Origin of the sequence: Sulfitobacter sp. (assembly GCF_041552635.1) — a bacterium.
GTDB lineage: Bacteria > Pseudomonadota > Alphaproteobacteria > Rhodobacterales > Rhodobacteraceae > Sulfitobacter.
In genome coordinates this window covers 24,308-50,218 of the sequence record NZ_JBFEKM010000002.1, presented here as the reverse complement: position 1 = coordinate 50,218, position 25,911 = coordinate 24,308, and the positions used below count along the sequence as shown (strand labels likewise).

Here is a 25,911-nt window from a genome sequence, read left to right as displayed (position 1 = left end):
AATGCCCTATGCAACACGCACGATTGTACTGATCGGCATTGGTGCGGCACTCGTGGCGGGGTTGTCCTATGTCAGCTTTCGCACCGACCCGGTTGCCGTCGATCTGGCCGCCGTCAGCCGCGGCCCGCTGGAAGTCACCATAAACGCAGATGGCCAAACGCAGGTCCGTGATTTATTCGAGGTCGCATCGCCGATCGCAGGAACAGCCTTGCGTTCGCCCGTCGCCGAGGGGGATGTTGTGCGTAAAGGCGAGACAGTTGTCGCTATTGTGCGCCCGTCTTCGGCAGTCTTGCTGGACGCGCGGGCGCAGCTTCAGGCCGAGGCCGCCCTGCAAGAGGCAATGGCCGCCCGCCATGTGGCGCAGGCCGATCTTAAGCAGGCCCAAGAGACTCAACGCTTTGCGCAAGCGCAGTTTGACAGAACACAGTCACTGGTCAAAAGCGGGTTTGCATCCATGACACGGCTCGAGAACGACACCCAGACATTGGCGGTTGCGAACGCCACAGTAGAGGCCGCTCAAGCGCGGATTGATATGGCGGACGGCGCGATTGAGCGCGCGCAGGCAAACCTGCTGCCCCCCGATCCGCAAGACACGCCCCCCGATAGTTGCTGTGTCATGTTGACCGCGCCAACGGACGGGGTTGTCCTGTCGGTTGCCGCGATCAGTGAACGACCGGTTTCAATCGGGACCCCGTTGGTTGGCATCGGCGATCCTACCCGACTTGAACTGGTTGCAGACATATTGTCGACCGATGCGGTGCGTCTGAAACCCGGTGCGCTTGCCTATGTCGAACGTTGGGGCGGCAACGAGGTATTACAAGCCAAGCTGGACCGGATCGATCCCAAAGCCCGGACGAAAATTTCGGCGCTCGGGATCGAAGAGCAACGCGTCGACGCTTATTTCAATCTGGTCAGCCCGTCCGGCACGCGCCCCAACCTTGGGGACGGGTTCGCGGTTTTTCTGCGGATTGTGGAGTGGCGTGCGGATGATGCTTTGCAAATTCCGCTAAGTGCTGCCTTTAGGGACGACACAGGCTGGGCCGTCTTTGTCGCGTTGGATGGGGTTGCGGAAAAACGACCCGTGACGCTGGGCCGCCGCAATGACCGGATGGTCGAGGTGATTGCGGGGCTGGAGCAGGCAGAACAGGTCGTGACCCATCCCAGCGACGCGATCACCGCCGGTGTCGCGCTGGTGGAAAGATCGCAACTGTAGGTGCGGATCAGGGATGCAAAGGCCAGTGTGATAGTTGCGGCCGCACAGGACCCAAGCCCCAAGCGATCATCGCGACAGCACTGGACTGACACTAAGGGGTACCCGCTGGATGCAGCCCCCCGTGTCAGGCGCTTAAACGATCAGGTCCGGTCAGGGCCGTCCGGCAACTTGAAGGCATTGGTGCCCATCTCGACCAGCTTGCTGGTTTCGGCCTGATATTGGTCGATCGCTTTTTGCACAAACTGGGCGCGGATATGCTGCAGATTGGCCACGTTCTTGCAATGCAGGATCTCGTGCTGGACCTTGACGTCTTCCTTAAGGCGTTCCGCCATGAAATCAGCCACTTCCGCGCTCATATCGCTGACGGCTTCCACCCATGCGGTGCCCATGCCCATCATGTTGCCAAAGCCGGCTTTCTGAAGCTGCGTCATTGCGCTGAATGGATCTGCTGAAGAAGACGTCTTGGGGGTGTGGGTCTGCGGTTTGTCGGCCATCTCGGGTCCTCCGGTTGATGCAGTTACGGGGGGCAACCTAAGCCGGAATGTCTTGGCGGGTTTGATATTGCTCAATCGACGAACAGGCCCTTGCGGCAGCGACTGGGTCACGACCTCAAGAACGAGGTGCGTCACCAAAGGCGGGCATTCATCGCACATAATAATAGGCGGCAAGGCTGGCCAGAAAGGTCAGCAGCACAAGGATTGAATCAAGCCCGATCATCCCGATCCGGGGCTTGCGCCGTACAATCAACCCGACCAGATAGATCGACGTCACAGTCAACCCGAACGCCAGTGACAGGCTGACAATCGGCGACGTGTGTTGCAAGATCGGCCCCGAGCGGAACAAGATATCCGCAGGAAAAACCAGCACCAGCATGATCAGGTTACTGCCAAAGATATTCGATATCGCCATGGTATAGGCCCCGATGCGCACAGCCGCGATGCTGGTGCTAAGTTCCGGCAATGACGTGGCAGCCGCCAGCAATGTCACGCCGATAAACCCGGTGCCAAGACCCGATTGGGTCGCAATACGGTCGGCAAACACCACCAGCAGCAGACCAAAGATCAAAATGGCAATGCAGGCGAAACCTGCTTGCCAGATCAGATTGGTATTTGACGCCTGCCCCAGACCAGTGGGTGCTGGAAAAACCAGCGGATCAGGGTCCGGAAGATCAACAGGGACCCAATCACTGCTGTCATCGTAAAGGCGTAGCAACCAGATCGCGCCACAATAGATCACCGCGATGCAAAAGCTGCCAAGGCCCACGCCTGCAAATACAAATGTCTCACCAAGATTGGTCACAACCAATGTCACGGACAACAGCAACACCAGCAATGTCGCCTCAAGCGCGTGGTTCGCCTTGCGAGGATAGTTGGTAATGGGCCCACGCGCCCAGAAATCGGCCATGGCCAGAATGGCCGTCTGTAACGCGATGCCGCCAAAGAGGTTGTTCAACACCAGATTTCGCGATTGTTGAACAGCCGCAGTGAGGGTTGTCGCGACCTCTGGCAGCGAGGTCGCCAGCGACAAAAGCAACAGACCCACAAGTGATTTACCCAGCTTGAACCGGTCTGCCAAGGCATCAGCTAGATACGCAAGCCGCGACCCTGCAATCCAGACGCACGCAGCGCATAGCATGAAAAGAGCCAGGCTTTGGAAAAGCGATGTGGCGGGGATATGCATCGCTGCGCTTTAACAAACAGGCGCGGGCCGTTCTTGACATGGCTCAATTCCGGCGGTGCGGAACTTGTTCGGCATGGCACTGCGAAATGCCGTCAACCCCGTGCCAATGGCTGGCCTTTAGCACCGCTGCTGATTTGCATTCTTGATGGGCTGCTTTGAGCGATATCAATCAGAAGCGTGCCAATCACATTAGGCTCACGACAAAAACCGGAGCCCCTTATGTTCTCAAATGCCATAAAAATATTTTCTGTTGGTGGAATCGAAATCAAGATCGACGCCAGTTGGCTGATCATTGCATCTTTGGTAACATGGAGCCTGTCGCGGCAGTATTTCCCACAAGTTTTGCCTGATGCGTCAAGCACAACATATCTGGCGATGGGGCTGGTCGGGATGTTGGGGTTGTTCTCGTCCTTGCTGCTGCATGAACTGTCGCATTCTGTCGTCGCAATACGTCGGGGCATCCCGATCAAAAGCATCACATTGTTCATCTTTGGCGGCATGGCCGAACTCGGGACAGAGCCGACATCGGCACGCGATGAATTCTGGATTGCGGTAGCAGGCCCCGCCATGTCGTTCTGTCTGGCATCAGGTTTTTGGGCGTTCGCGCAAACAGTCTGGCTTGCCTCCGGTCCTTTCGCCCTCGTCGAGGTGCTGCTTTATCTGGCGCTGATCAATCTGGTGCTAGCGCTCTTTAATTTGGTGCCTGCATTTCCGCTGGATGGCGGGCGGGTGCTGCGCGCATATCTGTGGCACAAAAGCGGTGATGTCCTTGCTGCAACGCAGACAGCGGCACGGTCGGGTACGTTTTTCGGGTATCTTCTAATGGCGCTAGGGGTGCTGGCGCTGTTTCAGGGGGCGTTTGTTGCAGGGCTGTGGCAGCTGATGATCGGCGGCTTTGTCCTGATGGCCGCGCGGGCCAGCTATGTCTCGCAATTGGTCCGCAAGGTGTTCGAAGACAAACCCGTGAGCGCCCTGATGTCGCGTGATCCAATCACGGTGGGGCCCGAAATGACGCTGACGGATTTCGCCAATCAAATCGTGCTGCGTCACCGTGTCAGTTTCGTGCCCGTGGTCGAAGGCAACGTGCTTCTTGGGCACATAGATCAATCCGTTTTAGAAGGTATCGAGCGACAGAACTGGGGTAATACGCGGGTCGGCGATGTCTTTTTCGGGCTGGATGACAGCGTGATGATTCCGCCTGAACTTCCGGTTCCCGATCTTTTGAGGATTATCGCGGACACAGGCCGCAGGAAATTTCTGGTGGTTCTGGACCATCATCTTCTTGGCGTGATCACATTGGCGGATCTGACACGGTTTCTGAACTATAGCGATCTTACCGAACCTCAGCAAAAACATGTTTAAGTTTACCGAAAAGCGATTATCCGATGAAAGCAAACATATTTTATCTGGTGGTTGATATGCCGCCTATTCAAAAGCCCGCCCACAACGCTATGCCAAACGCCACCTATCGCGCGGAAAACGCGCGTGATCCGCATACGGTTTCTGGCAAAAATAACCCTTGTTTTGGCGTGCCTCACGCCTTCATACTTACACATAGCTTGTTTGTTAGTGTATCATCGATATTGCGCCCCTTTGCCAAAACACCCATTCAGGCTGGGCCATGTGACCAATCACTTGGCAGAGTGGTGAAAAGGAATATCGCGCATGAACAACGGCAAAGAAGATAGCGCAGTGTTACACGCGATACTTGAGGCCGCAGTAGATGCCATCGTTGTTTCGGATCAATTAGGAAAGATCCTGCGAGCCAATCCGGCAGCGGCTGAGTTGTTCCAGTATGATCTTGCCGAAATGATCGGGCAAAGCGTGAACATGCTGATGCCTCGGGCGATGGCCGACATGCACGACCGCTTTATGTCCCATCATATCGAGACCGGTGAAAAGCACATCATAGGGATTGGCCGCGAGGTCGAGGGCCAGCGCAAAGACCGTTCCGTGTTTCCATTGCATCTTTCGGTAGGTCACTCAGAAGTTGGCGGGCAGCCCATATTCATCGCAATCTTGCATGACCTTACCCTGCGCAAAGCCACAGAGGATGCCCTTGCCCGTTCACAACGACTGGATGCGATCGGCCAGATGACTGGCGGTATTGCACATGATTTTAACAACCAGCTGACAGTGATCGTAGGTAATCTGGAATTGCTCGAAATGCGTGGCGCAGATGCGCGGCAACTGCCGTTGATTAAAGACGCGCTTGAATCCGCTGAACTCGGGTCGGATTTGACATCCAGGTTGATGATCTTTGCCAGCAAAAGCCATCTCAAACCCGAAAAAACCGATTTGCGACAGGTCTGTCTTGAGGCGCTTGCCCTAGTCAGGCGGACAATGGGTCCGACCTTTGATATCAAAACGGATTTTCCCGATAATCTGGACTCAGTGATGGTGGACCTCGTGCACCTGAAATCAGCGCTGATGAACCTCGTGCTGAATGCCCGCGATGCAATGGCCGAAGGTGGCAAATTGCTGCTGTCCCTGCAGAATGTGACCATCGACGACACCTATATGGCGCAGGAAACCGATATTGAGGCTGGGGACTACGTGCGTCTGTCTGTCAGCGACAACGGTGGCGGCATGAGCCCGGAGGCGCAGCGCCGCGCATTCGAACCGTTCTTTACGACAAAGCCGAAAAGTGATGGCGCGGGGCTCGGACTGGCGATGGTTTATGGCTTTGTCCGGCAATCGGGTGGGCACGTCACGCTATACAGCGAACTGGGCCTTGGGACCAGCTTCGGGCTGTATTTTCCGGCATTAGCCCGTGAGGCCGGCCATGGCGCGGCTGAAATCCCGTCAACGCTACCACGCGGAAACAGGCAGTCCATTCTGATCGTCGAGGATAATCCCAAAGTGCGCAAGCTGTCGATTGAACGCATCCGCGACCTTGGGTATTCGATCATCGCGGCAAACAGCGGCGATCAAGCCTATCAAATATTGAAAGACGGCGCGAAGGTCGATCTAGTGTTCTCTGATGTGGTGATGCCGGGCACCTTGAATGGCTATGATCTTGCGGCCAAAATCGCACTGGAGTTTCCAAAGCTCAAGGTGCTTTTAACCTCGGGCTATGCCAGCGATGTCATCAAAACTGGTCTAGCACATGAAAAGAGACATAAAGTCTTGCACAAGCCCTACCGTCAGTCGGAACTTGCCGAAAGGCTTCAGGCACTTTTTGCCGCTAGATCTGCCGACTGAGTAACTTTGACCTCGCAAGCAAATGAATAGCCGACCCCGCGCACCGTTTTTATCAACTTCGGTTCCGAGGGATCACGCTCTATTTTTTTGCGCAGGCGTGCGATCTGGTTGTCTATCGTACGGTCCGTCGGATTCCATTCTATCCCTCCGGTAAGGTCCATCAACTGGTCACGGGACAAAACACGCTTTGGTCTGTTCAAAAATACATTAAGCAACCTGAAATCACCACTGGTCAACCCGCACTCGGCACCACTGCGGTCTATCAGTTTCATCTGGTCGGGGATTGCAGTCATGTCGTCAAAGGAGAAATAGACACTGTCGGCTGAATCCGTCTCGCTGCGGGCCACAGTGTCGGCGGTCTCTTTTGACACCTCCGACTGTGTCGCGGTCCGTCGCAGGACACTGCGGACCCGCGCAAGCACTTCGCGGACATGAAAGGGTTTGGTGATATAGTCATCCGCACCGACCTCAAGCCCGACCACGCGGTCAATGACGTCCTCCTTGCCTGTCACCATGATAATGGGAACATGCGAAGCGCGCCTGATTTGTCGGGCCAGATCGATACCGCTTTCGGCCCCCAAATTAAGGTCCAATGTGATCAGGCTAATGTCCGAGGCCGCGATCGCCGCCATAACGTCCGTTGAATTTTCCGCCTCAACCACACCGAAACCGTCATTTTCAAGGACATTTCGCAACAGGCTTCTAATTTTGGAATCGTCATCGACCACTAAAATTATCTGGTCAGTCATAAGGCCTCCATGCGCTTCTAGGGCGCCAATCAAGTATATGAATTATACAATATGTGACTTAATAATCGAGACCCCTTGATACAAATTGATACAAAAATCCGGGCTACGGGACCAAGCCGGAATACATTGGCTAAGCAAGTTGACCTCAATCAAATAGGAGGCTCACAATAATGTATGTCACAATCCCGAACGAAAATAGTACCCTTTTCGCATTTACGCCGCTTGTAAGCTCACTCCCCCAATCCGCCGAAACTCGTTTGAAAGCAGGGTCTTACCTGTATTATGAGGGCGACGAGGTCGAATGGCTTTATCAAGTGACCAGCGGTGTTCTGCGGCTTACGCGCTTGCTGTCTGATGGGCGCCGTCAGGTTATCGCTTTTGGCTATCCGGGCGATATTGTTGGGTTTCCTTCGGCAAACATACACCACACCGATTGCGAGGCACTGACCGAAGTCCGCCTGCAACCCTTCCGTCGGTCCGCCCTTGAGAGCGGTGAGGGCGACCCGCAATTGCACACCGCCCTGTTGCAGGCGGCATTGCGTGAAATCAGCGGAATGCAGGATCACTTCATGATGCTTGGCCGAAAATCAGCGAGCGAAAAGCTGGCCTCCTTTCTATGTGTACTAGCCGAACGGGTCGGGACCAAATTGGGGGCATATGTCAGTGTCACGCTCCCGATGAGCCGCTCTGACATTGCGGATTTCCTGGGACTGACAACCGAAACTGTTAGCAGGACTTTTACCCAGATGCGCAAAAGCAAGATCATCGCCATCGACAATATATACACGGTTGTCATTCAGCGGCCCGATGACCTGCTTGGATTGTCACTGGGCGATTGCGACTGACCCCAAAGACACGGGGAAACAAGCGCCACGGAACAGTCTTTTCCGTGGCGTTTATGTTGGGACTAAGGGGCTGGCCAAAGACTACGGATTTCTTCGGACAAAGTGGCGCGAAGATCTTCGACTTCTCCCCTGCTCAGGCGGTTGTTCAACAGGTCAAACACGCATTTGATATCTTCGCGCCCCCGGTATTCTTCCGCCTCGCCCATCTGGGTTGTGATGAATGCACTGAAATCGCTAACGTGGCGTTCTTTGATCGGCGTATGTTTGGGCATCCAGCCTTCAAAAAAGAACCCTCGGATCAGCAGGGGTAATTGCGCGGACATCTGCGCCACTTCGTTCACCACCAGATGATCCCGTAAATGGCGCAGGGTAATCCGCAAAAGGCGCAATGCGCTTCGTTTTGACGACCAGTCAAGGCGCTCTGCCAGTTCGTTGATCCATTCGTGGGTCAGATGAACGCTGTTGTCGATTACTTCCAAGCCTTGGGCTGTCATGGGTTTTCTCCTGTGTAGGGTCAGTCTTCTAGGGGTTTAAGGTCAACGTCCAACGCAACGTCTGGATTACCAAGCATCGATTGAAAGATTGCCCGCGTCATTGCGCCGATGCCCAGCAGGACCAGCGTGAAATTGGCAACCCAGCCGACGAACGGAATGAAATTCAGCAGCGCGACAAAAATGATGGCCCCCGCTAAAACCAGCAAGCGGGCTATGTTGCTTGGCGCTTCCGAACCGCCCAAGGCCGCCCAAATGCGCATCGCGACACTATATGCCCCCAAAGCATAGCCCAGCGTCCACGCCACCACGATGGCCAACACCACCACCGGCACAAAGGGAATACCGACGATTGTCATGGCCGTGATCGGGACCATCCCGAATAGCATCGACAGACCAATCACACCCAGCAGAAGGATTTGGCCCGGTGCGTCTGCTATGCTGCGGCGCATTTTCGCCAGACGTTTGGGCATGAAACCCAACATAAAGGCCCCCAGCACCAGAAAGAACAAAAGCGAGATCGCAAAGCCAAACAACAGGGACATAAAGGTAGGGAAAGCGGGCATGTCCTTGCCCATGTCTTGCCATTCCTCCCAGACGCGCCCGCCTGAAATCCGTTCAAAGACGACCCTTTCGGCAGCGGCGACGGTGTCGGGAATTTGCATCTTTTCTTCGGTGCTATAGGTAAACGTCCCGCTGACGACGGCATCAGGGCCAAACGATAGCGTTTGCGCCAGAATTCGGGCATCGCCTGTAATCGCAGCATTCAGGATCACATCACGTCCCATCACGGACAGCGCACCCTGAACCGGCCCCTCGATCGTGACGGTATTGCCCATCAGGCGCGCGTTGCCTTGGGTCAAAGAACTTCTTTCGGTGCGCAGAGAAAACGCAGCACCTGTCAGATCCTTGGCGATGGCACCCCGAATTACCAGCGTACCCCCCGCCGCATAAAGGTCTTCGACCACGTCCGTGTTCACGGACACGTCAAATCCGGCGACATGCAGATCGCCTTGCGTGGCACCATTTATGTTGACCGAACGGGCCGCCATAAACGTGTCGCCGACTGTATCTACCGCCTGACTAAGCTGCGAACCGGCAAAGAATGTATCGTCACCGTTTCGGGCAGAAACCGTTTCAGCCCAAGACGCCGTGGAAAAGCCAAGTGCTGCAATGACGGCCAATCCGTTAATAAAAGTGCCCATGAAAAGTTCCTCGACAGAATTGCGGTGCTCTTTTTAAGTACCTGAAAACGCAAAGCTCCGATTGACTGGGATCAATCGGAGCTTTGCATAGATTTGCTAGACGTTACCCGAGGCCAAAGCTGTCGGATAAAAAGGAATGAGCGCATGGGACCGAAGACGATACTTGTCTGTCTGACCACACCGGAAAATACCGAAACCCTGATGAAAGCCGCAGTGCCCCTAGCGCGCAAACACGGTGCACATTTGATAGGTTTACATACGGTCGAAGCGTTGTTGGTCTATCCGGGCATTGCCATGCACATCCCTGAACCGGCCTTTGCTACATTCAACGCCAGCCAAAAAATGGAATCCGAGGCGATTAAAGCGGTTTTTGAGAAGCATACGAAGAACGAAGACTTCGTGAGCGAGTTCCGGTTGATCCGTGCCGAAGCGGTGTCTGCTGTCGACAGAATGGTGGAATGTGCCCGTGCGGCTGACCTTGTGATCATGTCGCATGAAGACAAGGAACATGACCGCTACGACCAGCGAAATGCCCAGACCCAAGTGATCCGCGAAAGCGGCCGCCCCGTCATCGTGGTCCCGCTGGACTATGACGGCCCCGAGATCGGGGCGAACCTGCTCTTGGGCTGGAGCGACACCAGAGAAGCGGCACGCGCAGCCCATGATTTGCTGTGGATTGCGGATGCCGGTGCGACCCTGACAGTGTTACGTGTCGTCAAAGCCCAGCAAGACGCCCTGCAGGACGGAGACGCGATTGACATGGTCGAGATGTTCGCGCGCCACGGCCTGAAACCGACATTGGCGCACCGCGAACCCATGGGAAACAGCATCGCCGATGTGCTGAACAAGGCCGCTTTTGAAATAGGCGCGGACCTTATTGCAACCGGTGCCTTTGGCCATTCGCGAACCTATGACTTTGTGATCGGTGCAACCACCCATGCGCTTCTGAGGGACCACAAGGTGCCAATCCTGTTCAGTAAATAGCTGCAAGCACGACGCGTTTTATTACATGGCGTCATTGACCGATCTCAATCTAGGCAGCCTGCGATGCCCTATCATCCTGACCCAAGGGTCCCCATCACTGGAAGGAACGGTTGATGATCTTGGCATCGCAAAACGGCACGTCGTCATGACCGCCACGCTTGGTGTATATTCCGAGGTTGGCAAACTGCGGACGGTCATGACGTCACGCCCCGGACTGGCACATGAACGCCTGACACCCGGCAATTGCGATGCGCTGCTTTTCGACGATGTTTTCTGGGTGGAGGAGGCCCGCAAGGATCACTATGGCTTTTGCGAATTGATGCGGCATCGGGGCGCCGAAGTGCTGGAACAGCATGACCTTCTGACTGACATTCTGGGCCAACCTGCGGCCCGACAATGGCTGTTGGACCGTAAGATCACCGAAGATCACATCGGCGTCGGTATGATGGAAGAGCTGCGCAGCTGGCTGAATGAAATGCCAGCCGCTGCGCTGACGCGATTTCTGACGGGCGGAATCACGGTCAGCGATCTTCCCTTCAAGCCGCACGGCATGTTCGGCAGGTTTCTTGGCACCGATGGCTTTGTCCTGCCGCCCCTGCCCAATCTGATTTTCACCCGCGACACCAGCAGCTGGATCTACGGGGGAGTCACGCTGAACCCGATGCACTGGCCTGCGCGCCAACAAGAGACGCTGATCGCAACCGCGATCTATCGGTTTCACCCGCGCTTTGCAGGCAAGACAAAGGTCTGGTGGGGCGATCCCGACCTTGATTTCGGCCCCGCCACGCTTGAGGGCGGTGACGTGATGCCCATCGGAGAAGGCTGCGTGCTGATTGGGATGGGCGAACGCACATCTGCGCAAGCGGTCGGCCAATTGGCGGTATCCCTTTTTGATCAAGGTGCCGCCGAACGTGTGATTGCATGCCAGATGCCGAGGTCTCGCGCAGCGATGCACCTTGATAGCGTGTTTTCGTTTTGCGACCGCGACGTCGTGACCAGCTTTACCCAAGTTGCGGACAAGATCAGGTGTTATTCGCTTTTCCCCGATGAAAAACACGGGCTGCGTGTGGTCCAAGACCCCGGTCATGTCTTTGACGTGGTACAGCAAGCTCTCTCTATTCCGGCCTTGCGCGTCATCGCCACCGGTGGCGATCACTTTGAACAAGAACGCGAACAATGGGACAACGGCAATAATGTCCTCGCGTTGGAGCCGGGCGTGGTGCTGGCCTATGACCGAAACGTCCATACCAACACGCAGCTGCGTAAGGCGGGCATCGAAGTCATCACCATACGGGGTGCCGAATTGGGCCGTGGGCGCGGTGGCAGTCACTGCATGACCTGCCCCATTTCACGCGATCCGGCGGTGTAGCCCCGTTGTTTCCCGTGCCTGTCATACCGGTTCGTGTTGCGCAAGACGGCGCAGGATGGTGTCGCGTTCCTCAAGAAGGTCCAGCACAAGGGCGACGCCTGCCGTATTGATGCCCAGATCACGATTCAACCGTCGCGCTTTTTTGGCGCGCGCAATGCTGGTGCCGACAAAGCGCCAATTTCCACTTGTACTGCCCATCGGCTCCAGCACGCCATGCTCGACCAGATCGACGACCCAAGTTTCGTCCGCGTGACAAAACCGACACAAATCCTGCAACGACAACGCGTCAACGATATCGCTTTTCAATGTGGTTTTCTTCATTTCTCATATCCTCCAAAATAGGCGCTTGGGTCAAAGAAATCGCAGGGTGACGTGCCCTGTTGCGGGTGTTCTTGTCCCGCGTGGCAATCCTGCGCGGCGCGGCGAATGCCACGCGGATTACTGTCGTCTCTCGGTCCCGTCTGCCAACCATCTGATCATCCAGTTTCGTCCAAGCATGTCACGAAATTCGTGTCTCTATTTGATCTGTGTCAGTTAGATTTCCGAAGGCCGTGATAGTTTCGAACATACTGCCTGCGCTGATTGGTCGGCGCATCTTAGGAATGGAGAACTATATGAAACGCCGGACGATACTTTATGTGATGACAGCCGACACCCCGGACAGCCAGATCAGCGATGCTGCCGAGGCAGCCGCAGTGGATGATAACCGTCTGCTTTGCCTGATATTGGCTGCGGCACCTGTCTTGCCGGTATATGCCTACGGCGTGGCCCCTTATGGCGGCATGAACATTCCCGACAATTGGCCCGAAATGGTCACCGAAGCGAAGCAGATCCAAAAAGACCGGGTTCAAGAGGTCGAAGCCTTGCTGGCCAAAAGCAATACCTCTGGCGCTGTCCAGTCTGCCTTGTGCGTCAGCGTTGATTTCAAACATCATGTCGCGCAGGTGGCGCGCGTATCCGACGAAGCATATTTTGCCGCAAATCTTGCAGACACCCCCGAAATCCTACGCGAGGCAGCCGCTGGTATCCTGTTCCATTCCCCCATCGGATTCCGGCTTAACGGGTCACCCTCACATAGACCCAAACGGGTCTTTGTCGCGTGGGACAGCAGCAATGCGTCCGCTGCCGCCGTTCATGCAGCCCTGCCCGTGTTGAAGGCTGCCGAAGAGATCGTAATTGGCTGCATTGATCCGGTTATGACCGCAGAGCGGGATGGCCAGGACCCCGGAACAGATGTCGCCGCATGGCTGAGCCATCACGGATGCAAAGTTACCGTTTCACAATTCCCAAGCGGCGGATTGGATGTGGGACAATGCATTCAGGACCGCGCCAAGGAAGTCGGTGCCGATCTTGTGGTCATGGGGGCTTATGGCCATGCGCGGATGATCCAGACTGTCTTGGGCGGCACAACCCGGACAATGATCGAACAAAAAGAACTCCCTGTATTTTTAGCGCATTAACAATGGCTGGCGCGCCGGGTCATATATCGATGCCCCGGCGCGCTTGTCGCAAAACCCAAAAGTCGTTGATTGTGTCCGCTTGCTCAGTCGGCGGGCTTCCCGCCTTTTGAAAGCCGCGGCACAATATCCTTCAGATCATAGCCTGCGTTCTTGGTCGCGCTCAGAATTTCCGCCACAGACATATCGGGCGCTTTGGCCAAAGCCCACAGCGTGGCCGAGCGGGTTCCCGTCCGGCAATAGGCCAGAACGGGCTTTGGCAGAATGTTCAGCGCCTCAGTGAAATCGGCCACAGCTTCCTCGTCATAGATGCCCCCTGACACAGGAACAAAGCGCATCTCGATACCCTGTTCTTGCGCCGTCTTTGACAGGTCTTCAAATCTGGGCTGACCTGCATCTTCGCCATCCGGGCGATTGCAGATGATGGATCGAATGCCTTTGTCCCGCAGCATCGCAAAGTCGGTTTGCGTGATTTGCGGCACGACAAAGAACTGGTCGGATATTTTTCGCATGTCCATAATACACTCTCCTACAAGATGCGACAAAGACCACCGGTCAGATGGCGTTGATCGGCACCTTGAGCATGGGCTTGCCGTCTTTTGTCTTGGGCAGGTCGCCTGCGCGCATGTTCACCTGAAGCGATGGCAAGATCAGCCGTGGAACGTCAAGCGTCGCATCGCGCGCCTCGCGGAATTTTATGAACTCCTCGCGGGTCTTGCCCTGGCCGACGTGGATGTTGTTCTTCTTTTCTTCGGCGACTGTGGTTTCCCACATGAATTCGCGCCCTTCGGGGGCGTAATCATGGCACATGAACAAGCGCATATCGTCTGGCAAGGCCAACACTTTTTGGATGGAATCGTACAATTGCCCTGCGTCCCCACCGGGGAAATCTGCGCGCGCCGACCCGCCATCGGGCATAAATAGTGTATCGCCCACAAAGGCGGCATCGCCAATCACATGCACCATGCACGCCGGCGTATGCCCCGGAGTATGGATCGCAAACGCGGGCAGCCCCCCGATCTCGTAGGTATCGCCGTCCTTGAACAACGCATCAAATTGCGATCCGTCGCGCTGGAATTCGGTGCCTTCATTGAACACCTTGCCAAAGGTTTCTTGCACAACGGTGATCTGATCCCCGATCCCGATTTTTCCACCTAGTTTGGACTGGATATAGGGGGCCGCTGAAAGATGGTCCGCATGCACATGCGTTTCAATCAACCAATCAAGCTTGAGATTGTGTTTCTGGATATAGGCGATGATTTCATCAGCGTGCTCATAGGAAATGCGGCCAGCCGCATAATTGATGTCCATAACGGAATCGATCACGGCACAAGACGTCGATCCGGGGTCCATCACGATATGGCTGATCGTATAGGTCTGGGGATCAAAAAAGGATTCAACCTTTGGGTGGACATTCATGTTTGTCGGAAACTCTGACATCGTTTTCTCCATTCTGAGCTTTGCTCGAAAGCTAGAGCCGCCAAAGGCGGGCTTCTGTGATCAAATCACACTGGGGTGGAATTGCCCGCTAAGGGTTGAGATTTATCAATGGCGCAGCAAGAGATCACGACAGCCAGAACGATAGAACCAAGCGCCAAGGATGCAGCACTTAGGGTGATGCCCAAAGCAGCATTGAACTTAATCGGCTGGTCCCAATCCACTGTCTAGACCGGGAAATTACCGTTTTCAAAAGGGTCATACATTGGATCTTCCGGATCGCTGGACGGCTCGGGAACTTCAGGCTCAATAGGATCAGCCTGCGGATCTTTGGGCTGCGGGTCTTCAGGAGAGATGGGTTTCTGTTCCGGGTCTACTGGCATCGGCGCTTCTTTGGGAACTTCCTTGGGGGGTTCCTCCGCAGGTGGGTCTTGGTTCTTATCTGTCATCTTCCGGCCTTTCGATGGGGTCACGTTTGATTACCCCATTGCGCAGGCCGCCCAATTGACCGGCATCAATCGCAGTCCCGTTCCTGCGCGCGACCCGGTGCTGGTGTCGACAACTATTCAAAGATGTTGGCGTACAAGTTTCTCTATCTCTGCCGCTGGCCGGGCACCGGACAGCCGCGCGATTTCTTTGCCCCCTGCATATAGGATCAAAAGCGGAATGCCCCTGATCTGCAAGCGTTGGGAAACTGCCTGAAACTGTTCTGTATCGATTTTGGCAAAACGTGCCTTGAATCGCAACGCTTTGGCTGCCGTCGCAAATTCAGGGGCCATTGTCCGGCACGGCCCGCACCAAGGGGCCCAATAATCAACAAGCAACGGCAGATCGTCTGTCTGCGTTGCCTTGTCATGTTGCCGTTCCCCGATCGCGGCAACATCGCCGCTGGCCAACAAGGCACCGCATTTTGCACATTTTGGACTGGCCTCAAGCTTGGCCGCAGGAAAGCGGTTCACTTGCCCGCATGACAGACAGCTTAGTGTTAGGGACTCTTTCATCTTAGCGTTTCCTTTCGGCAATGGATTTAGACCAAAGGTCTGCCCGATTATACCAGCCATGGGCGGATCGTGCATGCTGTGGTTCTTAGTGCACGCTCACCCTGCCTGCTTGACGATGATCAATCCACCTGTGCGGCATTTTCCCCCCGTCCGAACCAAACCAAGGGCGAACGCAAATTGATACGTGTCAATCAACTGCGACCTAAAACCCATAAATAGATACCATACATTGAATAAACCACAGGAACTGTCACATGCACCAAATTCAATTTATGATCCCGCCAATGGTGACTTGCTTTGCGATGGTCTGGACGGTGCTCGCATATGGTTTGTCTTGCAGGATTGAAAATGCCAGATCGCCGATCCGTGTGTTTACGCAGTCTGATCGCCTGGCCCATTGACCGCCTTGAAGGGGTTTTGAAGTGGCTGGCAAAACACGCAAAAAATCAGCGCTTCCCGCAGGTCTATCGTTCAAGCGCTTACGCGCGGAATGTGACCCCGAAACGCTTGGGTTCGACACCACCGCGTCGCTGAAACCGGCGCGCGGGTTAGCCGGACAAGACCGAGCGATTGACGCAATCAAGTTATCTGCCAACATCGACCACAAAGATTTCAATTTATACGTTTTGGGCCGCGAGGGCACAGGGCGACATACCGCTGTTGCCCGACTGCTGACCGAAGCAGCAGCCACGCGCCCGCTTCCCTCCGACTGGGTCTATGTGAACAACTTTGATGCACCACATAAACCGCATGCGATGCAACTGGCCCCCGGAACTGCAGCGGCCCTAAAGCTGGCGATGCAGCATTTGGTCGACGATCTGGCAAACGACATCCCTGCTTTGTTTGAATCAGAAGATTATCAAACGCAACGCCGTGCCATTGAAGATGAGTTTGGCCAAAAGCACGAGGAACCTATCGCAGAATTTTCTGAACAGGCGCATGCGCAAAACGTTGCCCTGTTAAGGACGCCGATGGGGTTTATGCTGTCGGCGGTCGTAGATGGAAAACCCATTAAACCAGAAGTCTACGAGGCACTGCCACCGGAACAACGCAATGAGATCGACGAGAAAATCGAAAAGTTGCAAGAGCAACTGGCAGATATCCTCAAGCATGGTCCGCAACTGGAAAAAGAGCACCGCCAAAGGATCGAGGAACTGCACGCGGCATTGGCCGAACAGATCGTTTCGATCAGGATAAAAGAAGTCCAGACCCAGTTCAAAAACGCCGAAAACATCTTGGCCTATCTGGAAAAAACCCGCTTGGACATGGTTTCAAACGCTGAACTGTTTTTGATGTCCGCGACCAAACCCAACGGCGGTCCGTTTCCCGAGGTGATCCATAAACACCATCAAGACCCGCGTTTTGACAGATACGCTGTCAATATCATGGTCTCGCACGAGGCAGGCCCCCCCGCAGCGCCGGTCGTCACCGAGGATTTGCCATCAGTCAGCCATCTGACAGGGCGGATCGAACATATTTCAGAAATGGGCACCCTTTCGACGAATTTCACGTTGATCAAACCAGGCGCTCTTCACCGTGCGAATGGTGGGTACCTGGTGATTGATGCCAATCGGATTCTTGTTGAACCTTATGCTTGGGACACGCTAAAGCGCTGCCTGCAAAGCCAATCAATATCAATAACCTCGCTGGCGGAACGCCTAAGCTTGTCGTCGACCGTGACGCTGGAACCCGACCCTATTCCGCTCGATATCCGTATTATTCTGGTCGGTGGCAGGCGGCTGCATATGTTGCTGCTGCACCTTGATCCGGAGTTCGGCAAATTATTCAAGCTCGAGGCAGATTTCGAAGATGATCTGCCCCGCACTGCCAAGAATACCCGCGCAATGGCGCGGCTCGTTGCCGGATATGCCGCCAAAGAAAATCTGAAGCCACTGACAGCCGCCGCCGTCGCTGCATTATTGGACCACGCTGTGCGGCTTGCAGATGATAGCACAAAACTCACTCTTGAGCTTTCCAAGCTGACGGACGTTATGCGGGAGGCTGATTTTTACGCAACGGGGCAAAAACAAGATCTGATTTCCGCTGACGACATTGACCACGCGATACGGCAATCCGTGCTAAGAGGCTCGCGCATCAAGGAACGGATGCAAGAAGCCGTGACGCGGAAGACCATTCTGATTGATGTCAAAGGCCAGTCGGTCGGTCAGATAAACGGTCTTTCTGTTTTCGCGATCGGCAGAAACCACTTTGGCCGCCCTTCGCGCATCACGGCGCGCGTGCGCATGGGCACCGGCAAGCTGGTCGATATCGAACGCGAGGTCGAATTGGGTGGACCGCTCCATTCAAAAGGTGTGCTTATTCTGGGCAGTTATCTTGCGTCGCATTACGCGCTGGATGTCCCGATCTCCTTGCACGCAAGTCTGGTCTTCGAACAAAGCTATGGTGGCATAGATGGCGATAGCGCATCATCGGCCGAGCTTTATGCCCTGCTGTCAGCATTGTCCGGTGTACCCATTCGTCAGGGCGTTGCCGTAACCGGATCTGTGAACCAGAACGGCGACGTGCAAGCCATCGGAGGGGTGAATGAAAAGATCGAGGGATTCTTTGACATCTGCATGGCCCAAGGCCTCACCGGAGAGCAAGGCGTCCTTATTCCTGCGTCAAATATTGACCACCTCATGCTGCGCTCTGACGTGGTAGAGGCCGCCAAGAACGGGGATTTTAACGTCATACCGGTCAAGACTATTGATCAGGGGATCGAAGCGCTGACAGGAGTGACAGCTGGACGACGCGGCCGGAACGGGCAGTTCCCGAAAAGCAGCATCAATGGCAAAGTCGAAGCCCAACTGCATGCCTTTGCTGAAACCCGCCGCAAGTTCGCAGACCATAACAACGACGGGTTAGATATTGGCCCCGGCAATGGCACAGACCAATGAAGACGGCGCACCGCGCAGGGCTGCGCATTCTTGTCGGTGCCGGATCCTTTGCAGATGCGGCAGCAGGGTTGCGCATCGTTGAACAGTTCCCACGCATTTTTCTCGCGGGTCTTGGCGGCATTCTGGTCGAAGAGGTGGACATGATTGCAACATCTCAGATCCCCAACCAACGCATTGTTCTACTCAGTGGCAAGACAGCACTGGCCCCAAGTCATGCGCAGCTTCGCAGCCACTTGAGGGCGGACGCACGGGCCTTTCGGCGAGTTCTGGCGCGTGTTGCCACGCCACACGGTACCCAGTGGACGTTTATGCAGGATAAGGGTGAACTTGTTCAGACAGCACTCCGCGCCGCAGCGGGGTGGGATGTTCTTGTTTTGGGATATCGTCATCTCCACAGGATACCGGGGAAAATTATCATTTTGCAAACCTCGCGAAATCCCAGCGTCGAAATGGAAGAAGCGTCCAGCCGCCTGTCAAAACAGCTGTCTGCAGAGCGTATTGTATTTTCAGTCAGGCAAAATGGTGAAAAGGCCATCGGCGCGCGCGCTTCTAAAAACCTTCAATTTGACACTCTTGATGACGCGCTACGCGCACTGACCCGTCAGAATGCGCAGGTCGTTTTGGCGGAATTCCAAGGTGGTCCCCTTCACAGCCAGACTGATCTGTTGCGGCTTCTTGAAGCGGCCCGATGCCCCGTGGTCGTGTTTGGCGCGTCAGACACCGGTTCATTGCTTGAACATAACACGCATTTTCCGCCGGTCGCCAACAAGACAGATAACGACACTGATGTCTAACACCCAAGGAATGCCGCCACCGACACTGCGACGGGCTATTTCGCTGCCGCTTTTGGTGTTTTACGGCTTGGGCGTCACCATCGGCGCGGGCATCTATGTCCTTGTCGGCGCGACCGTTGCACAGGCCGGAGTATATGCGCCGGTGTCCTTTTTGGTGGCGGCGTTCGTAATGCTGTTCAGTGCCAGCAGCTTTGGCGAACTGTCTGGCCGTTTCCCCCAAAGCGCTGGCGAAGCCGCCTATGTCGAAGCCGCTTTCAGGATACCATCCCTGACGGTTCTGACAGGGGCCTTGTTGCTTGCTGCCGGAACGATTTCGGCGGCAGCGATTGCAGTAGGGTGCGCGGGATACGTCGCTTTGCTGGTGCCCCTGCCCCTTTGGATGATCATCGCGCTGACTGTGCTTTTTTCAGGGTTTATCGCTGCATGGGGCATCGTTGAATCAGTCCGGTTTTCCGCAGTCTTGACCGTCATCGAAGTTCTGGGGCTGGTCGTCGTGGTGATCGCGGGCATATGGTACCAACCTGACATCATTATTGCGCTGCCTACTGTTTTCCCCCAGCCGTCAGACACGCCTGCGCTGACGTCAATCGGCGTGGCCAGCCTGCTCGCCTTCTTTGCCTTTATCGGCTTTGACGGTATGGTCAATGTTGTCGAAGAAACCGAAAACCCCGCCCGCAATATGCCGATGGGCATCTTCATCACACTGGTGATTACGACGCTGCTTTACTTTTCGGTGGCGGCGGTTGCCGTGTTACTCCTGCCCCTCGACGACCTGGGCCAATCGGCAGCACCGATCAGCCTACTGTACAAAAGCCTTACAGGGATGTCACCGACTGCAATCACCCTTATCGCGATTGCCGCCACCTTGAACGGGGTCGTCATTCAGGCCATTCTTTCCGCGCGCATTATATATGGCATGGCCAACGTGGGCCGTCTGCCCAAGGGATTGGCGCAGCTGGATGCCCGCACACGAACACCATTGCTTGCCACAGGTCTGGTGACCGTAGGCACTCTGGCATTTGCCTTATTGTTCCCGATCAACATCCTAGCAGAACGCACATCCCAAGTTGTCCTTGTGGTGTTTATTCTGATCAACCTAGCGCTATTGCGGATCAAATGGCGCGGCGATCCGGCACCCGACGGGATACTCATTGTACCGGCGATTATCCCCGTTATCGGCTTGGTCACTTGCGTGGCAATGCTTGTTGGGCCGATCTTTATCGGTTGATGATATGCACAGCCCCTTTGGCGACGGTCAGACCGCCATCGCGTCTTCAGCCCACAAAAACAGCCCGCAGAGGTTTCTCAGTCCAAGACCTCGCGTAATTTAACCGCCAACTCTCGCAACCCGTACGGCTTGCGTAGAACCCGGTATCCCGCTTCAGTGGTTCCGCTTTTTGGCTCGGCCCCTTTGGCATAGCCCGTCGCCAACAATATCTTGATCTCCGGCCTCAAAGCCACGGCATTCTTGGCAACGTCGAAACCTGTCATCCCACCGGGCATCAAGACATCGGACATCACCAGATCAATATCCTTATCCTGCTTCAGTATTTCGATGGCCTTTGAACCGTCCGAAGCCGCAATAACTTTGTAGCCCAATTCCTCAAGACGGGCCATCGTCAAGCGTCGAACCTTTGGATCATCTTCCACCACCAGGATCGTTTCAGTCCCTTTTTCAGAGCCTTCTTCGGATGCGGAAGTATCAGTAGCGGTCGCACCCGCCACTGCGAAAGGCAGGAAAAGTTTGATGGTCGCGCCTTTTCCGATCTTGCTGTGAAGCGTGACGTGCCCGCCTGATTGTTTGGCAAAACCATACACCATGCTAAGCCCCAGACCTGACCCCTCTCCGGGGCCCTTTGTCGTGAAAAACGGCTCAAAAACCCGTGATTGCGTGTCCGGCGTCATGCCGACACCGGTGTCGGTCACGGACAGGCAAACATAGTCACCGGGTACCACATCAACCTGCGTTGCGGCATAGTCGGCATCCAGTGTGACGTTGCTGGTTTCGATGGTCAGCGTTCCACCATCCTTCATCGCATCGCGGGCATTGATCGCAAGGTTCAGGATGGCGCTTTCGATCTGCCCCGGATCTGCCACCGTCGTCGCCAGATCCTTGGCAAGATGGGTTTCAATGCGGATTTGTTCATTCAGCGTACGCTTGAGGATTGGCACCATCGTATCAACCAACTCGTTCAAGGCAACGATTTCGGGCGCAAGGGATTGTTTCTTTGCAAAGGACAGCAACTGGTTGGTCAGGGCCGCGCCCAGATTGGACGCCTCGAGAGCCTCTTTGATAAGGTCATGCACCTTGGCGTCATCGGTGCGCATTTCAATAAGTTCAAGATTCCCGATAACGACCGTCAGAAGATTGTTGAAGTCATGCGCCAAACCGCCCGTCAACTGACCGACGGCTTCCATCTTTTGCGCGCGGTGCAGTTCAGCTTGCTGTTTTTTCTCTGTTGTCAGGTCGTGCATAATACCCAGAAAATGGCGCACGCCGTTTACCATCACCTCGGATACCGCCAACCGGATCGGAACCCGAGAACCGTCCTTGCGGCAGCCCTCCATCTCGCGACCATTGCCAATGATCCTTTTCTCTCCGGTCTTAAGATAGCGTTCAAGATAGCCCTTGTGCTTGCTGCGGTCGGGTTCAGGCATCAGGATCTTCACATTCTTGCCGATCACCTCATCGGCGCTGAACCCAAATATGGTTTCGGCACCCAAGCTGAAGCTTCCGATCTTGCCTTTTTCATCAATCGTCACGATCGCTTCGGGAGCCGCCTCGAGAATGGCCCTAAGCCGTGCCTCCCGGTCCAGAATGGCGCGCTGCGCCTTGTTCTGATCCGTTACATCTTCGGCCGCCAGCAAGATACATTCTTGGTCTTTTGGCCGCCCTTCGATCTTGCGGGCGTTCAAAATCATTTCACGCTGCCCCAGATCCCCGGCATCCAGAGTGACATTAAATGCCTCAACTGTCCTCTTCTCGGGCAGCACGGTTTCCAACAACTCGCGAAGCCGCGGGACGGACCATTGCCCGTTCTGGATTGAAAACAGATCTTGTCCGATAACATCGGTCCCGTCCGTTTCAAACATGCGATTGAATGACAGGCTCGCCGAAAGGATTTTGAAATTGCCGTCAAGAACAAGCATCGGCTCGCGGACTGTGCTGATAATGCTTTCGGCAAATTCCCGGGCGGTCGTGGTTTCACGCTGCAACGCCTTCAGGTCGGACACTTCGGAGAATGTCACTGCAACCCCGTCAATCTTGCCACTTTGCGTGCGGTAAGGAAGGATACGACGGACGAACCAGCGACCGTCGTTGCTTTCGACTTCGCATTCCGATGAAACCAGCGTCTGAAGAACCTTTTCGGCATCATTGAGAAGTTCAGAATCGTTGACCTTGCTGGTGATGTCGCTGAAGGGGCGCCCGATATCCTTGCTGATCAGGTTGAACAGTTCGCGGACCGCTGGCGTGAACCGCATGATCTTGAAATCTGTGTCCAGAAACAGCGTCGCAATGCCCGAACTTGACAGCAGGTTGTTCAGATCATCGGACATGCGGCGTTCATCATCGATCTTCTGCTGAAGCTGGGTGTTGAGGGTCGTCAGCTCTTCGTTCAGCGACTGCAGTTCTTCTTTGGAGGTCTCAAGCTCTTCGTTTGTCGATTGAAACTCCTCGTTCATCGACATGGCTTCTTCGTTAACGGCCTTCAGCTCTTCGGTTGAGCGTTCATAGTCACGAATTGTCATGCGCAGATCAGCGCGCGTGGTTTCAAGCTCTTGTTCAAGCTGGCGGTTCACCTCTCCGTTCAGGTCTTCCGCAGCTGGAAGACCTTCTTTAACGGGTTGGTCAGCGAAGGTTACCAGATACAACTTGGCTTCATCCTGCGTCACCGGGTGCACTTGGATCGTTACCCCGACCTTTTCGCCGCCCCGCGTGATCGTGGCCCTTTCAAGGGTTTCAGTATCGTCCGTCCGTGCCGTCCGAATTGCGCTGCTTAGGCGTGCGCGCAGTCCCTGCCGCGCCATCGCCAAAAGGTCACGGCTTGTTTCGCCCGAAGGCACCTTGAGATAATTATCCGTAGGCCCCTCAAGATAAAGCGCCTCTGACTGGGCGTTGATAAGAACAGCAGCAGGGGCATAACGTTCGATAAGAAGGCTTTGACTTAGCTCGGCCAGTTTATTGGAAACCGCCTGGAACTGGCCACGCTTTTGGGCGGCCGCTGTATTTGCAAATGGGCGTTGTGCGATCGGGAAATCAAATGTGCGGCCGCGCGCGTGTGCCACGCGTTTGTAGAGGCGGTATTTTTTTGACAACGGTTCAAAAAACCCGTCGTAAGTTCCCGTCGTCTCGGACATGCCCAGAAACAGAACCCCCCCCTCATTGAGCGCAAAGTGAAACAACTGAATGACACGTTCCTGCGCATCGGGCGTCAGGTAGATCATCAGGTTACGGCAAGAAATCAGGTCTATTTTCGAGAAAGGCGCATCCGACAGGATATTTTGGCTGGCAAACACAACCGCATCGCGCAGTTCAGGTTTAACGCGGTAGCTGTGGTCTTCCTTGGTAAAGAACCGCTTCAGCCGGCGTGCCGAGACATCTTCGGCGATCGAATCCGGATAAACGCCATTTCGCGCGATCGTCAGCGCACGTTCATCCACGTCCGAGGCAAAGACCTGCAGCTTCACATTCTTGCGCACGGCCGATATCTTTTCAATGACAAGCATCGCCAGCGAATAGGCTTCTTCGCCGGTGGCGCATCCTGGCACCCATATCCGCACGGGGTGCCCTGCGTCATGGGTTTTCACCAGCCCGTCCACCACGTTCTTTTCAAGATATTCAAAGGCGTCCGGATCGCGGAAGAACGAGGTGACGCTGATCAAAAGATCAGTACAGAGGTTTTGTGCCTCCTCGGCCGAGTCCTTTAACAGCGCGAGGTAGTCACCCGAGTTTTCCATGTGCCGCAGCGCCATCCGCCGTTCAATCCTGCGCAGCAACGTGCCGTCTTTGTACAAGTTGTAATCGATTGGGGAATAGGCCTTCAAAACAGTTATGATCTGTTCCAGCGAATCCTTGGCATTATCGCCTATCACCTTTTTCGCCTTGGGGTTCTTTATGAACGGGTGCCGGATGTAATCCGCAATGATGGCGGGCATCTTGGCCACGGCTATGACATGATCGGCCACTCCGGTCGCAATCGCACTGCGCGGCATGCCGTCGTGTGTTGCTTCCGTGGGGTCTTGAATCAGGACAATGCCGTTGTGTTCTTTGATATCGCTGATCGCCGCCGATCCATCGCTGCCGGTTCCCGACAGGATGACTGCGATGGCGTTTTGATCCAGATCTTTTGCCAATGACCGCAAGAACAGATCAATCGGCAAGCGCGCCCCGCGGCGGTCTGTCGGCTTGGTCAGGTGCAATACACCATCCTTGATTTGCAGGAAAAAGTTCGGAGGGATAACATACACATGGTTCGCTTGAACTTTGCTGTCATCCTCGGCCAGTACCACAGGCATATCCGTGTGATTGGACAGAATATCGGCCATAAGGCTTTTGTGTTCCGGGTCCACGTGATGCACCAGAACAAAGGCTGCCCCCGTATCGGAAGCCGTAGCATCCAGAAATGCGCTGTAGGCCTGAAGACCGCCCGCGGAGGCCCCGACACCCACAACAGGGACAATACCCCGCTCAGGTCCTTTGCCATCGGCAACCTTTGAAATAACCGTCGTGGTTTTGCGCGTTGTAGGTAATTTTGTTGCTTTGCGCGCCATGTCGTTTCAGTTTCCTACCAAAAAGGCTCGTATTACAGTTCTCATGTAAGACGTCCACGTGATCGGCACATCTTCACCTCAAAGAAGAACGCTTCAATACAAAAAAGTAAAGAAGAACCAGAGGATGGCGATTGACCGGTATCACTTCAAAAGGGACCGTTCTCGCGCGTCACACAGGATCTGACACGCGCGGCATCGCGGCGGCAAGGACCACCAAAGATACCCCTGAAGCGATCAGATCAAGCCCCAACAGAATGCCCAGCAAAACAGTTGACGATTCGGGCAGGGCCGCAAATATAAAAGCCGCCAGCCCGACACTTACCAGGCCTGAAACCAAGACCCACCCTGACCCTTTGATCCCGCCCATGTCGAATGCGAATGCGCTTTGGGCAAGCCCCCTGAGCAGCAGGATTGCGGCGATCAAGAAGGTGAGCGTCACCAGACCCGAGGCCGGAAAGAATAAAAGATAAAGCCCCGCGCAAAGGGGGAAAATCCCGGCCACCAGCATCCAGACAAACACGCGTGTTCCCTGAAACGACACCGCCAACATCACGGCAAGTATCCCCCCGAGGGTCAAGACGGACCCAATCAAAAAGCCCACCGCGTAAGAGCTGACAACCGGCATGATGATCGCCAGAATGCCGAGCACGATCATCACGATACCGGTCACGGACAGCCATCGTCTCCAGTGCTGGATCGCCCGCGCAACGGGGCTTGGCGGTTGGCCGGAATATTGGCGGTCCATATCGTATACCCTTGCTCTTTAAGTAAGCTGTGATCGGTCGTTTTCTGGCCGGACCTCATCATTGGCCT

The 25,911-nt window shown here is 55.1% G+C and carries 22 protein-coding genes; 10 read left to right on the top strand and 12 right to left on the bottom strand.

Going from position 1 to position 25,911, the window contains the following annotated elements:
- Window position 1 precedes the first annotated feature (1 nt).
- Window positions 2-1,213 carry an efflux RND transporter periplasmic adaptor subunit gene (locus ABYT07_RS00530; protein ID WP_372988630.1) on the top strand — a complete coding sequence of 404 codons (1,212 nt, stop codon included), beginning with the start codon at window positions 2-4 and terminating at the stop codon, window positions 1,211-1,213.
- Between the two features lie 140 nt (window positions 1,214-1,353).
- On the opposite strand, the gene ABYT07_RS00525 is transcribed toward ABYT07_RS00530, so the two are convergent.
- Window positions 1,354-1,842, bottom strand: a complete 489-nt coding sequence (locus ABYT07_RS00525) for a phasin family protein (protein ID WP_372988629.1) — start codon at window positions 1,840-1,842, stop codon at window positions 1,354-1,356.
- Between the two features lie 13 nt (window positions 1,843-1,855).
- Window positions 1,856-2,893: a sodium:calcium antiporter gene (locus ABYT07_RS00520; RefSeq protein ID WP_372988628.1), complete on the bottom strand. Its 1,038-nt coding sequence runs from the start codon at window positions 2,891-2,893 to the stop codon at window positions 1,856-1,858.
- A 219-nt stretch (window positions 2,894-3,112) separates the two neighbouring features.
- Here ABYT07_RS00520 and ABYT07_RS00515 point away from each other — a divergent pair, with 219 nt between their 5' ends.
- Both ABYT07_RS00515 and ABYT07_RS00510 read left to right on the top strand, forming a co-directional pair.
- Entirely contained in the window at window positions 3,113-4,255 is a 1,143-nt protein-coding gene (locus ABYT07_RS00515; RefSeq protein WP_372988627.1) for a site-2 protease family protein, read from the top strand.
- Between the two features lie 303 nt (window positions 4,256-4,558).
- Entirely contained in the window at window positions 4,559-6,097 is a 1,539-nt protein-coding gene (locus tag ABYT07_RS00510; protein ID WP_372988626.1) for a PAS domain S-box protein, read from the top strand.
- Here the strand turns inward: ABYT07_RS00510 and ABYT07_RS00505 are convergent.
- Window positions 6,064-6,846 (bottom strand): response regulator, encoded by a 783-nt coding sequence (locus tag ABYT07_RS00505; RefSeq protein WP_372988625.1) that lies wholly within the window; start codon window positions 6,844-6,846, stop codon window positions 6,064-6,066. The two genes, ABYT07_RS00510 and ABYT07_RS00505, sit on opposite strands and share 34 nt — an antisense overlap.
- Window positions 6,847-7,016: 170 nt before the next feature.
- On the opposite strand from ABYT07_RS00505, the gene ABYT07_RS00500 reads away from it, so the two are divergent.
- Window positions 7,017-7,691: a helix-turn-helix domain-containing protein gene (locus ABYT07_RS00500; protein ID WP_372988624.1), complete on the top strand. Its 675-nt coding sequence runs from the start codon at window positions 7,017-7,019 to the stop codon at window positions 7,689-7,691.
- A 62-nt stretch (window positions 7,692-7,753) separates the two neighbouring features.
- Here the strand turns inward: ABYT07_RS00500 and ABYT07_RS00495 are convergent, their stop codons facing one another.
- Window positions 7,754-8,185, bottom strand: a complete 432-nt coding sequence (locus ABYT07_RS00495) for a DUF2267 domain-containing protein (protein WP_372988623.1) — start codon at window positions 8,183-8,185, stop codon at window positions 7,754-7,756.
- A gap of 20 nt (window positions 8,186-8,205) precedes the next feature.
- Window positions 8,206-9,387 (bottom strand): hypothetical protein, encoded by a 1,182-nt coding sequence (locus ABYT07_RS00490; protein ID WP_372988622.1) that lies wholly within the window; start codon window positions 9,385-9,387, stop codon window positions 8,206-8,208.
- 144 nt (window positions 9,388-9,531) lie between these two features.
- Between ABYT07_RS00490 and ABYT07_RS00485 the strand changes: the two genes are divergently transcribed.
- Window positions 9,532-10,371: a universal stress protein gene (locus ABYT07_RS00485; RefSeq protein ID WP_372988621.1), complete on the top strand. Its 840-nt coding sequence runs from the start codon at window positions 9,532-9,534 to the stop codon at window positions 10,369-10,371.
- A 145-nt stretch (window positions 10,372-10,516) separates the two neighbouring features.
- The gene (locus ABYT07_RS00480) at window positions 10,517-11,740 is read left to right on the top strand and encodes an arginine deiminase (protein WP_372988620.1); all 1,224 of its coding nucleotides are present in this window, start codon (window positions 10,517-10,519) and stop codon (window positions 11,738-11,740) included.
- A 21-nt stretch (window positions 11,741-11,761) separates the two neighbouring features.
- Here ABYT07_RS00480 and ABYT07_RS00475 read toward each other — a convergent pair whose 3' ends face one another.
- Window positions 11,762-12,061: a chaperone modulator CbpM gene (locus ABYT07_RS00475; protein ID WP_372988619.1), complete on the bottom strand. Its 300-nt coding sequence runs from the start codon at window positions 12,059-12,061 to the stop codon at window positions 11,762-11,764.
- Between the two features lie 293 nt (window positions 12,062-12,354).
- Here ABYT07_RS00475 and ABYT07_RS00470 point away from each other — a divergent pair, with 293 nt between their 5' ends.
- On the top strand, window positions 12,355-13,200 hold the full coding sequence (locus ABYT07_RS00470) for a universal stress protein (protein WP_372988618.1): 846 nt from the start codon (window positions 12,355-12,357) through the stop codon (window positions 13,198-13,200).
- Between the two features lie 83 nt (window positions 13,201-13,283).
- Here ABYT07_RS00470 and ABYT07_RS00465 read toward each other — a convergent pair whose 3' ends face one another.
- The 4 genes from ABYT07_RS00465 to ABYT07_RS00450 all read right to left on the bottom strand — a co-directional run bounded on the left by ABYT07_RS00465 (window position 13,284) and on the right by ABYT07_RS00450 (window position 15,635).
- A complete protein-coding gene (locus tag ABYT07_RS00465; protein ID WP_372988617.1) occupies window positions 13,284-13,715 on the bottom strand; it encodes a TIGR01244 family sulfur transferase in 432 nt (143 codons plus the stop codon).
- A gap of 37 nt (window positions 13,716-13,752) precedes the next feature.
- Window positions 13,753-14,637 carry an MBL fold metallo-hydrolase gene (locus tag ABYT07_RS00460; RefSeq protein WP_372988616.1) on the bottom strand — a complete coding sequence of 295 codons (885 nt, stop codon included), beginning with the start codon at window positions 14,635-14,637 and terminating at the stop codon, window positions 13,753-13,755.
- Window positions 14,638-14,861: 224 nt separating this feature from the next.
- Window positions 14,862-15,083 carry a hypothetical protein gene (locus ABYT07_RS00455; RefSeq protein WP_372988615.1) on the bottom strand — a complete coding sequence of 74 codons (222 nt, stop codon included), beginning with the start codon at window positions 15,081-15,083 and terminating at the stop codon, window positions 14,862-14,864.
- 117 nt (window positions 15,084-15,200) lie between these two features.
- Entirely contained in the window at window positions 15,201-15,635 is a 435-nt protein-coding gene (locus ABYT07_RS00450; protein WP_372988614.1) for a thioredoxin domain-containing protein, read from the bottom strand.
- Window positions 15,636-16,057: 422 nt separating this feature from the next.
- On the opposite strand from ABYT07_RS00450, the gene ABYT07_RS00445 reads away from it, so the two are divergent.
- The 3 genes from ABYT07_RS00445 to ABYT07_RS00435 are packed head-to-tail and all read left to right on the top strand — an operon-like array spanning window position 16,058 to window position 20,554.
- The gene (locus ABYT07_RS00445; protein WP_372988613.1) at window positions 16,058-18,532 is read left to right on the top strand and encodes a Lon protease family protein; all 2,475 of its coding nucleotides are present in this window, start codon (window positions 16,058-16,060) and stop codon (window positions 18,530-18,532) included.
- Window positions 18,529-19,326 (top strand): hypothetical protein, encoded by a 798-nt coding sequence (locus ABYT07_RS00440; protein WP_372988612.1) that lies wholly within the window; start codon window positions 18,529-18,531, stop codon window positions 19,324-19,326. Before ABYT07_RS00445 ends, ABYT07_RS00440 begins: the two co-directional genes overlap by 4 nt.
- Entirely contained in the window at window positions 19,319-20,554 is a 1,236-nt protein-coding gene (locus ABYT07_RS00435) for an APC family permease (protein WP_372988611.1), read from the top strand. Before ABYT07_RS00440 ends, ABYT07_RS00435 begins: the two co-directional genes overlap by 8 nt.
- Window positions 20,555-20,631: 77 nt before the next feature.
- Here the strand turns inward: ABYT07_RS00435 and ABYT07_RS00430 are convergent, their stop codons facing one another.
- Together ABYT07_RS00430 and ABYT07_RS00425 are read right to left on the bottom strand one after the other, a co-directional pair.
- Window positions 20,632-25,098, bottom strand: a complete 4,467-nt coding sequence (locus tag ABYT07_RS00430; protein ID WP_372988610.1) for a CheR family methyltransferase — start codon at window positions 25,096-25,098, stop codon at window positions 20,632-20,634.
- A 169-nt stretch (window positions 25,099-25,267) separates the two neighbouring features.
- A complete protein-coding gene (locus tag ABYT07_RS00425; protein ID WP_372988609.1) occupies window positions 25,268-25,843 on the bottom strand; it encodes an HdeD family acid-resistance protein in 576 nt (191 codons plus the stop codon).
- Window positions 25,844-25,911 lie beyond the last annotated feature (68 nt).

What these genes read in the sequence shown, in the direction of transcription:
- ABYT07_RS00530 (WP_372988630.1), top strand. Translation starts at nt 2, where the DNA reads ATGCCCTATGCAACACGCACGATTGTACTGATCGGCATTGGTGCGGCA.
- ABYT07_RS00520 (WP_372988628.1), bottom strand. Translation starts at nt 2,893, where the DNA reads ATGCATATCCCCGCCACATCGCTTTTCCAAAGCCTGGCTCTTTTCATG.
- ABYT07_RS00515 (WP_372988627.1), top strand. Translation starts at nt 3,113, where the DNA reads ATGTTCTCAAATGCCATAAAAATATTTTCTGTTGGTGGAATCGAAATC.
- ABYT07_RS00510 (WP_372988626.1), top strand. Translation starts at nt 4,559, where the DNA reads ATGAACAACGGCAAAGAAGATAGCGCAGTGTTACACGCGATACTTGAG.
- ABYT07_RS00505 (WP_372988625.1), bottom strand. Translation starts at nt 6,846, where the DNA reads ATGACTGACCAGATAATTTTAGTGGTCGATGACGATTCCAAAATTAGA.
- ABYT07_RS00500 (WP_372988624.1), top strand. Translation starts at nt 7,017, where the DNA reads ATGTATGTCACAATCCCGAACGAAAATAGTACCCTTTTCGCATTTACG.
- ABYT07_RS00495 (WP_372988623.1), bottom strand. Translation starts at nt 8,185, where the DNA reads ATGACAGCCCAAGGCTTGGAAGTAATCGACAACAGCGTTCATCTGACC.
- ABYT07_RS00490 (WP_372988622.1), bottom strand. Translation starts at nt 9,387, where the DNA reads ATGGGCACTTTTATTAACGGATTGGCCGTCATTGCAGCACTTGGCTTT.
- ABYT07_RS00485 (WP_372988621.1), top strand. Translation starts at nt 9,532, where the DNA reads ATGGGACCGAAGACGATACTTGTCTGTCTGACCACACCGGAAAATACC.
- ABYT07_RS00480 (WP_372988620.1), top strand. Translation starts at nt 10,517, where the DNA reads ATGACCGCCACGCTTGGTGTATATTCCGAGGTTGGCAAACTGCGGACG.
- ABYT07_RS00475 (WP_372988619.1), bottom strand. Translation starts at nt 12,061, where the DNA reads ATGAAGAAAACCACATTGAAAAGCGATATCGTTGACGCGTTGTCGTTG.
- ABYT07_RS00470 (WP_372988618.1), top strand. Translation starts at nt 12,355, where the DNA reads ATGAAACGCCGGACGATACTTTATGTGATGACAGCCGACACCCCGGAC.
- ABYT07_RS00465 (WP_372988617.1), bottom strand. Translation starts at nt 13,715, where the DNA reads ATGGACATGCGAAAAATATCCGACCAGTTCTTTGTCGTGCCGCAAATC.
- ABYT07_RS00460 (WP_372988616.1), bottom strand. Translation starts at nt 14,637, where the DNA reads ATGTCAGAGTTTCCGACAAACATGAATGTCCACCCAAAGGTTGAATCC.
- ABYT07_RS00455 (WP_372988615.1), bottom strand. Translation starts at nt 15,083, where the DNA reads ATGACAGATAAGAACCAAGACCCACCTGCGGAGGAACCCCCCAAGGAA.
- ABYT07_RS00450 (WP_372988614.1), bottom strand. Translation starts at nt 15,635, where the DNA reads ATGAAAGAGTCCCTAACACTAAGCTGTCTGTCATGCGGGCAAGTGAAC.
- ABYT07_RS00440 (WP_372988612.1), top strand. Translation starts at nt 18,529, where the DNA reads ATGAAGACGGCGCACCGCGCAGGGCTGCGCATTCTTGTCGGTGCCGGA.
- ABYT07_RS00435 (WP_372988611.1), top strand. Translation starts at nt 19,319, where the DNA reads ATGTCTAACACCCAAGGAATGCCGCCACCGACACTGCGACGGGCTATT.
- ABYT07_RS00430 (WP_372988610.1), bottom strand. Translation starts at nt 25,098, where the DNA reads ATGGCGCGCAAAGCAACAAAATTACCTACAACGCGCAAAACCACGACG.
- ABYT07_RS00425 (WP_372988609.1), bottom strand. Translation starts at nt 25,843, where the DNA reads ATGGACCGCCAATATTCCGGCCAACCGCCAAGCCCCGTTGCGCGGGCG.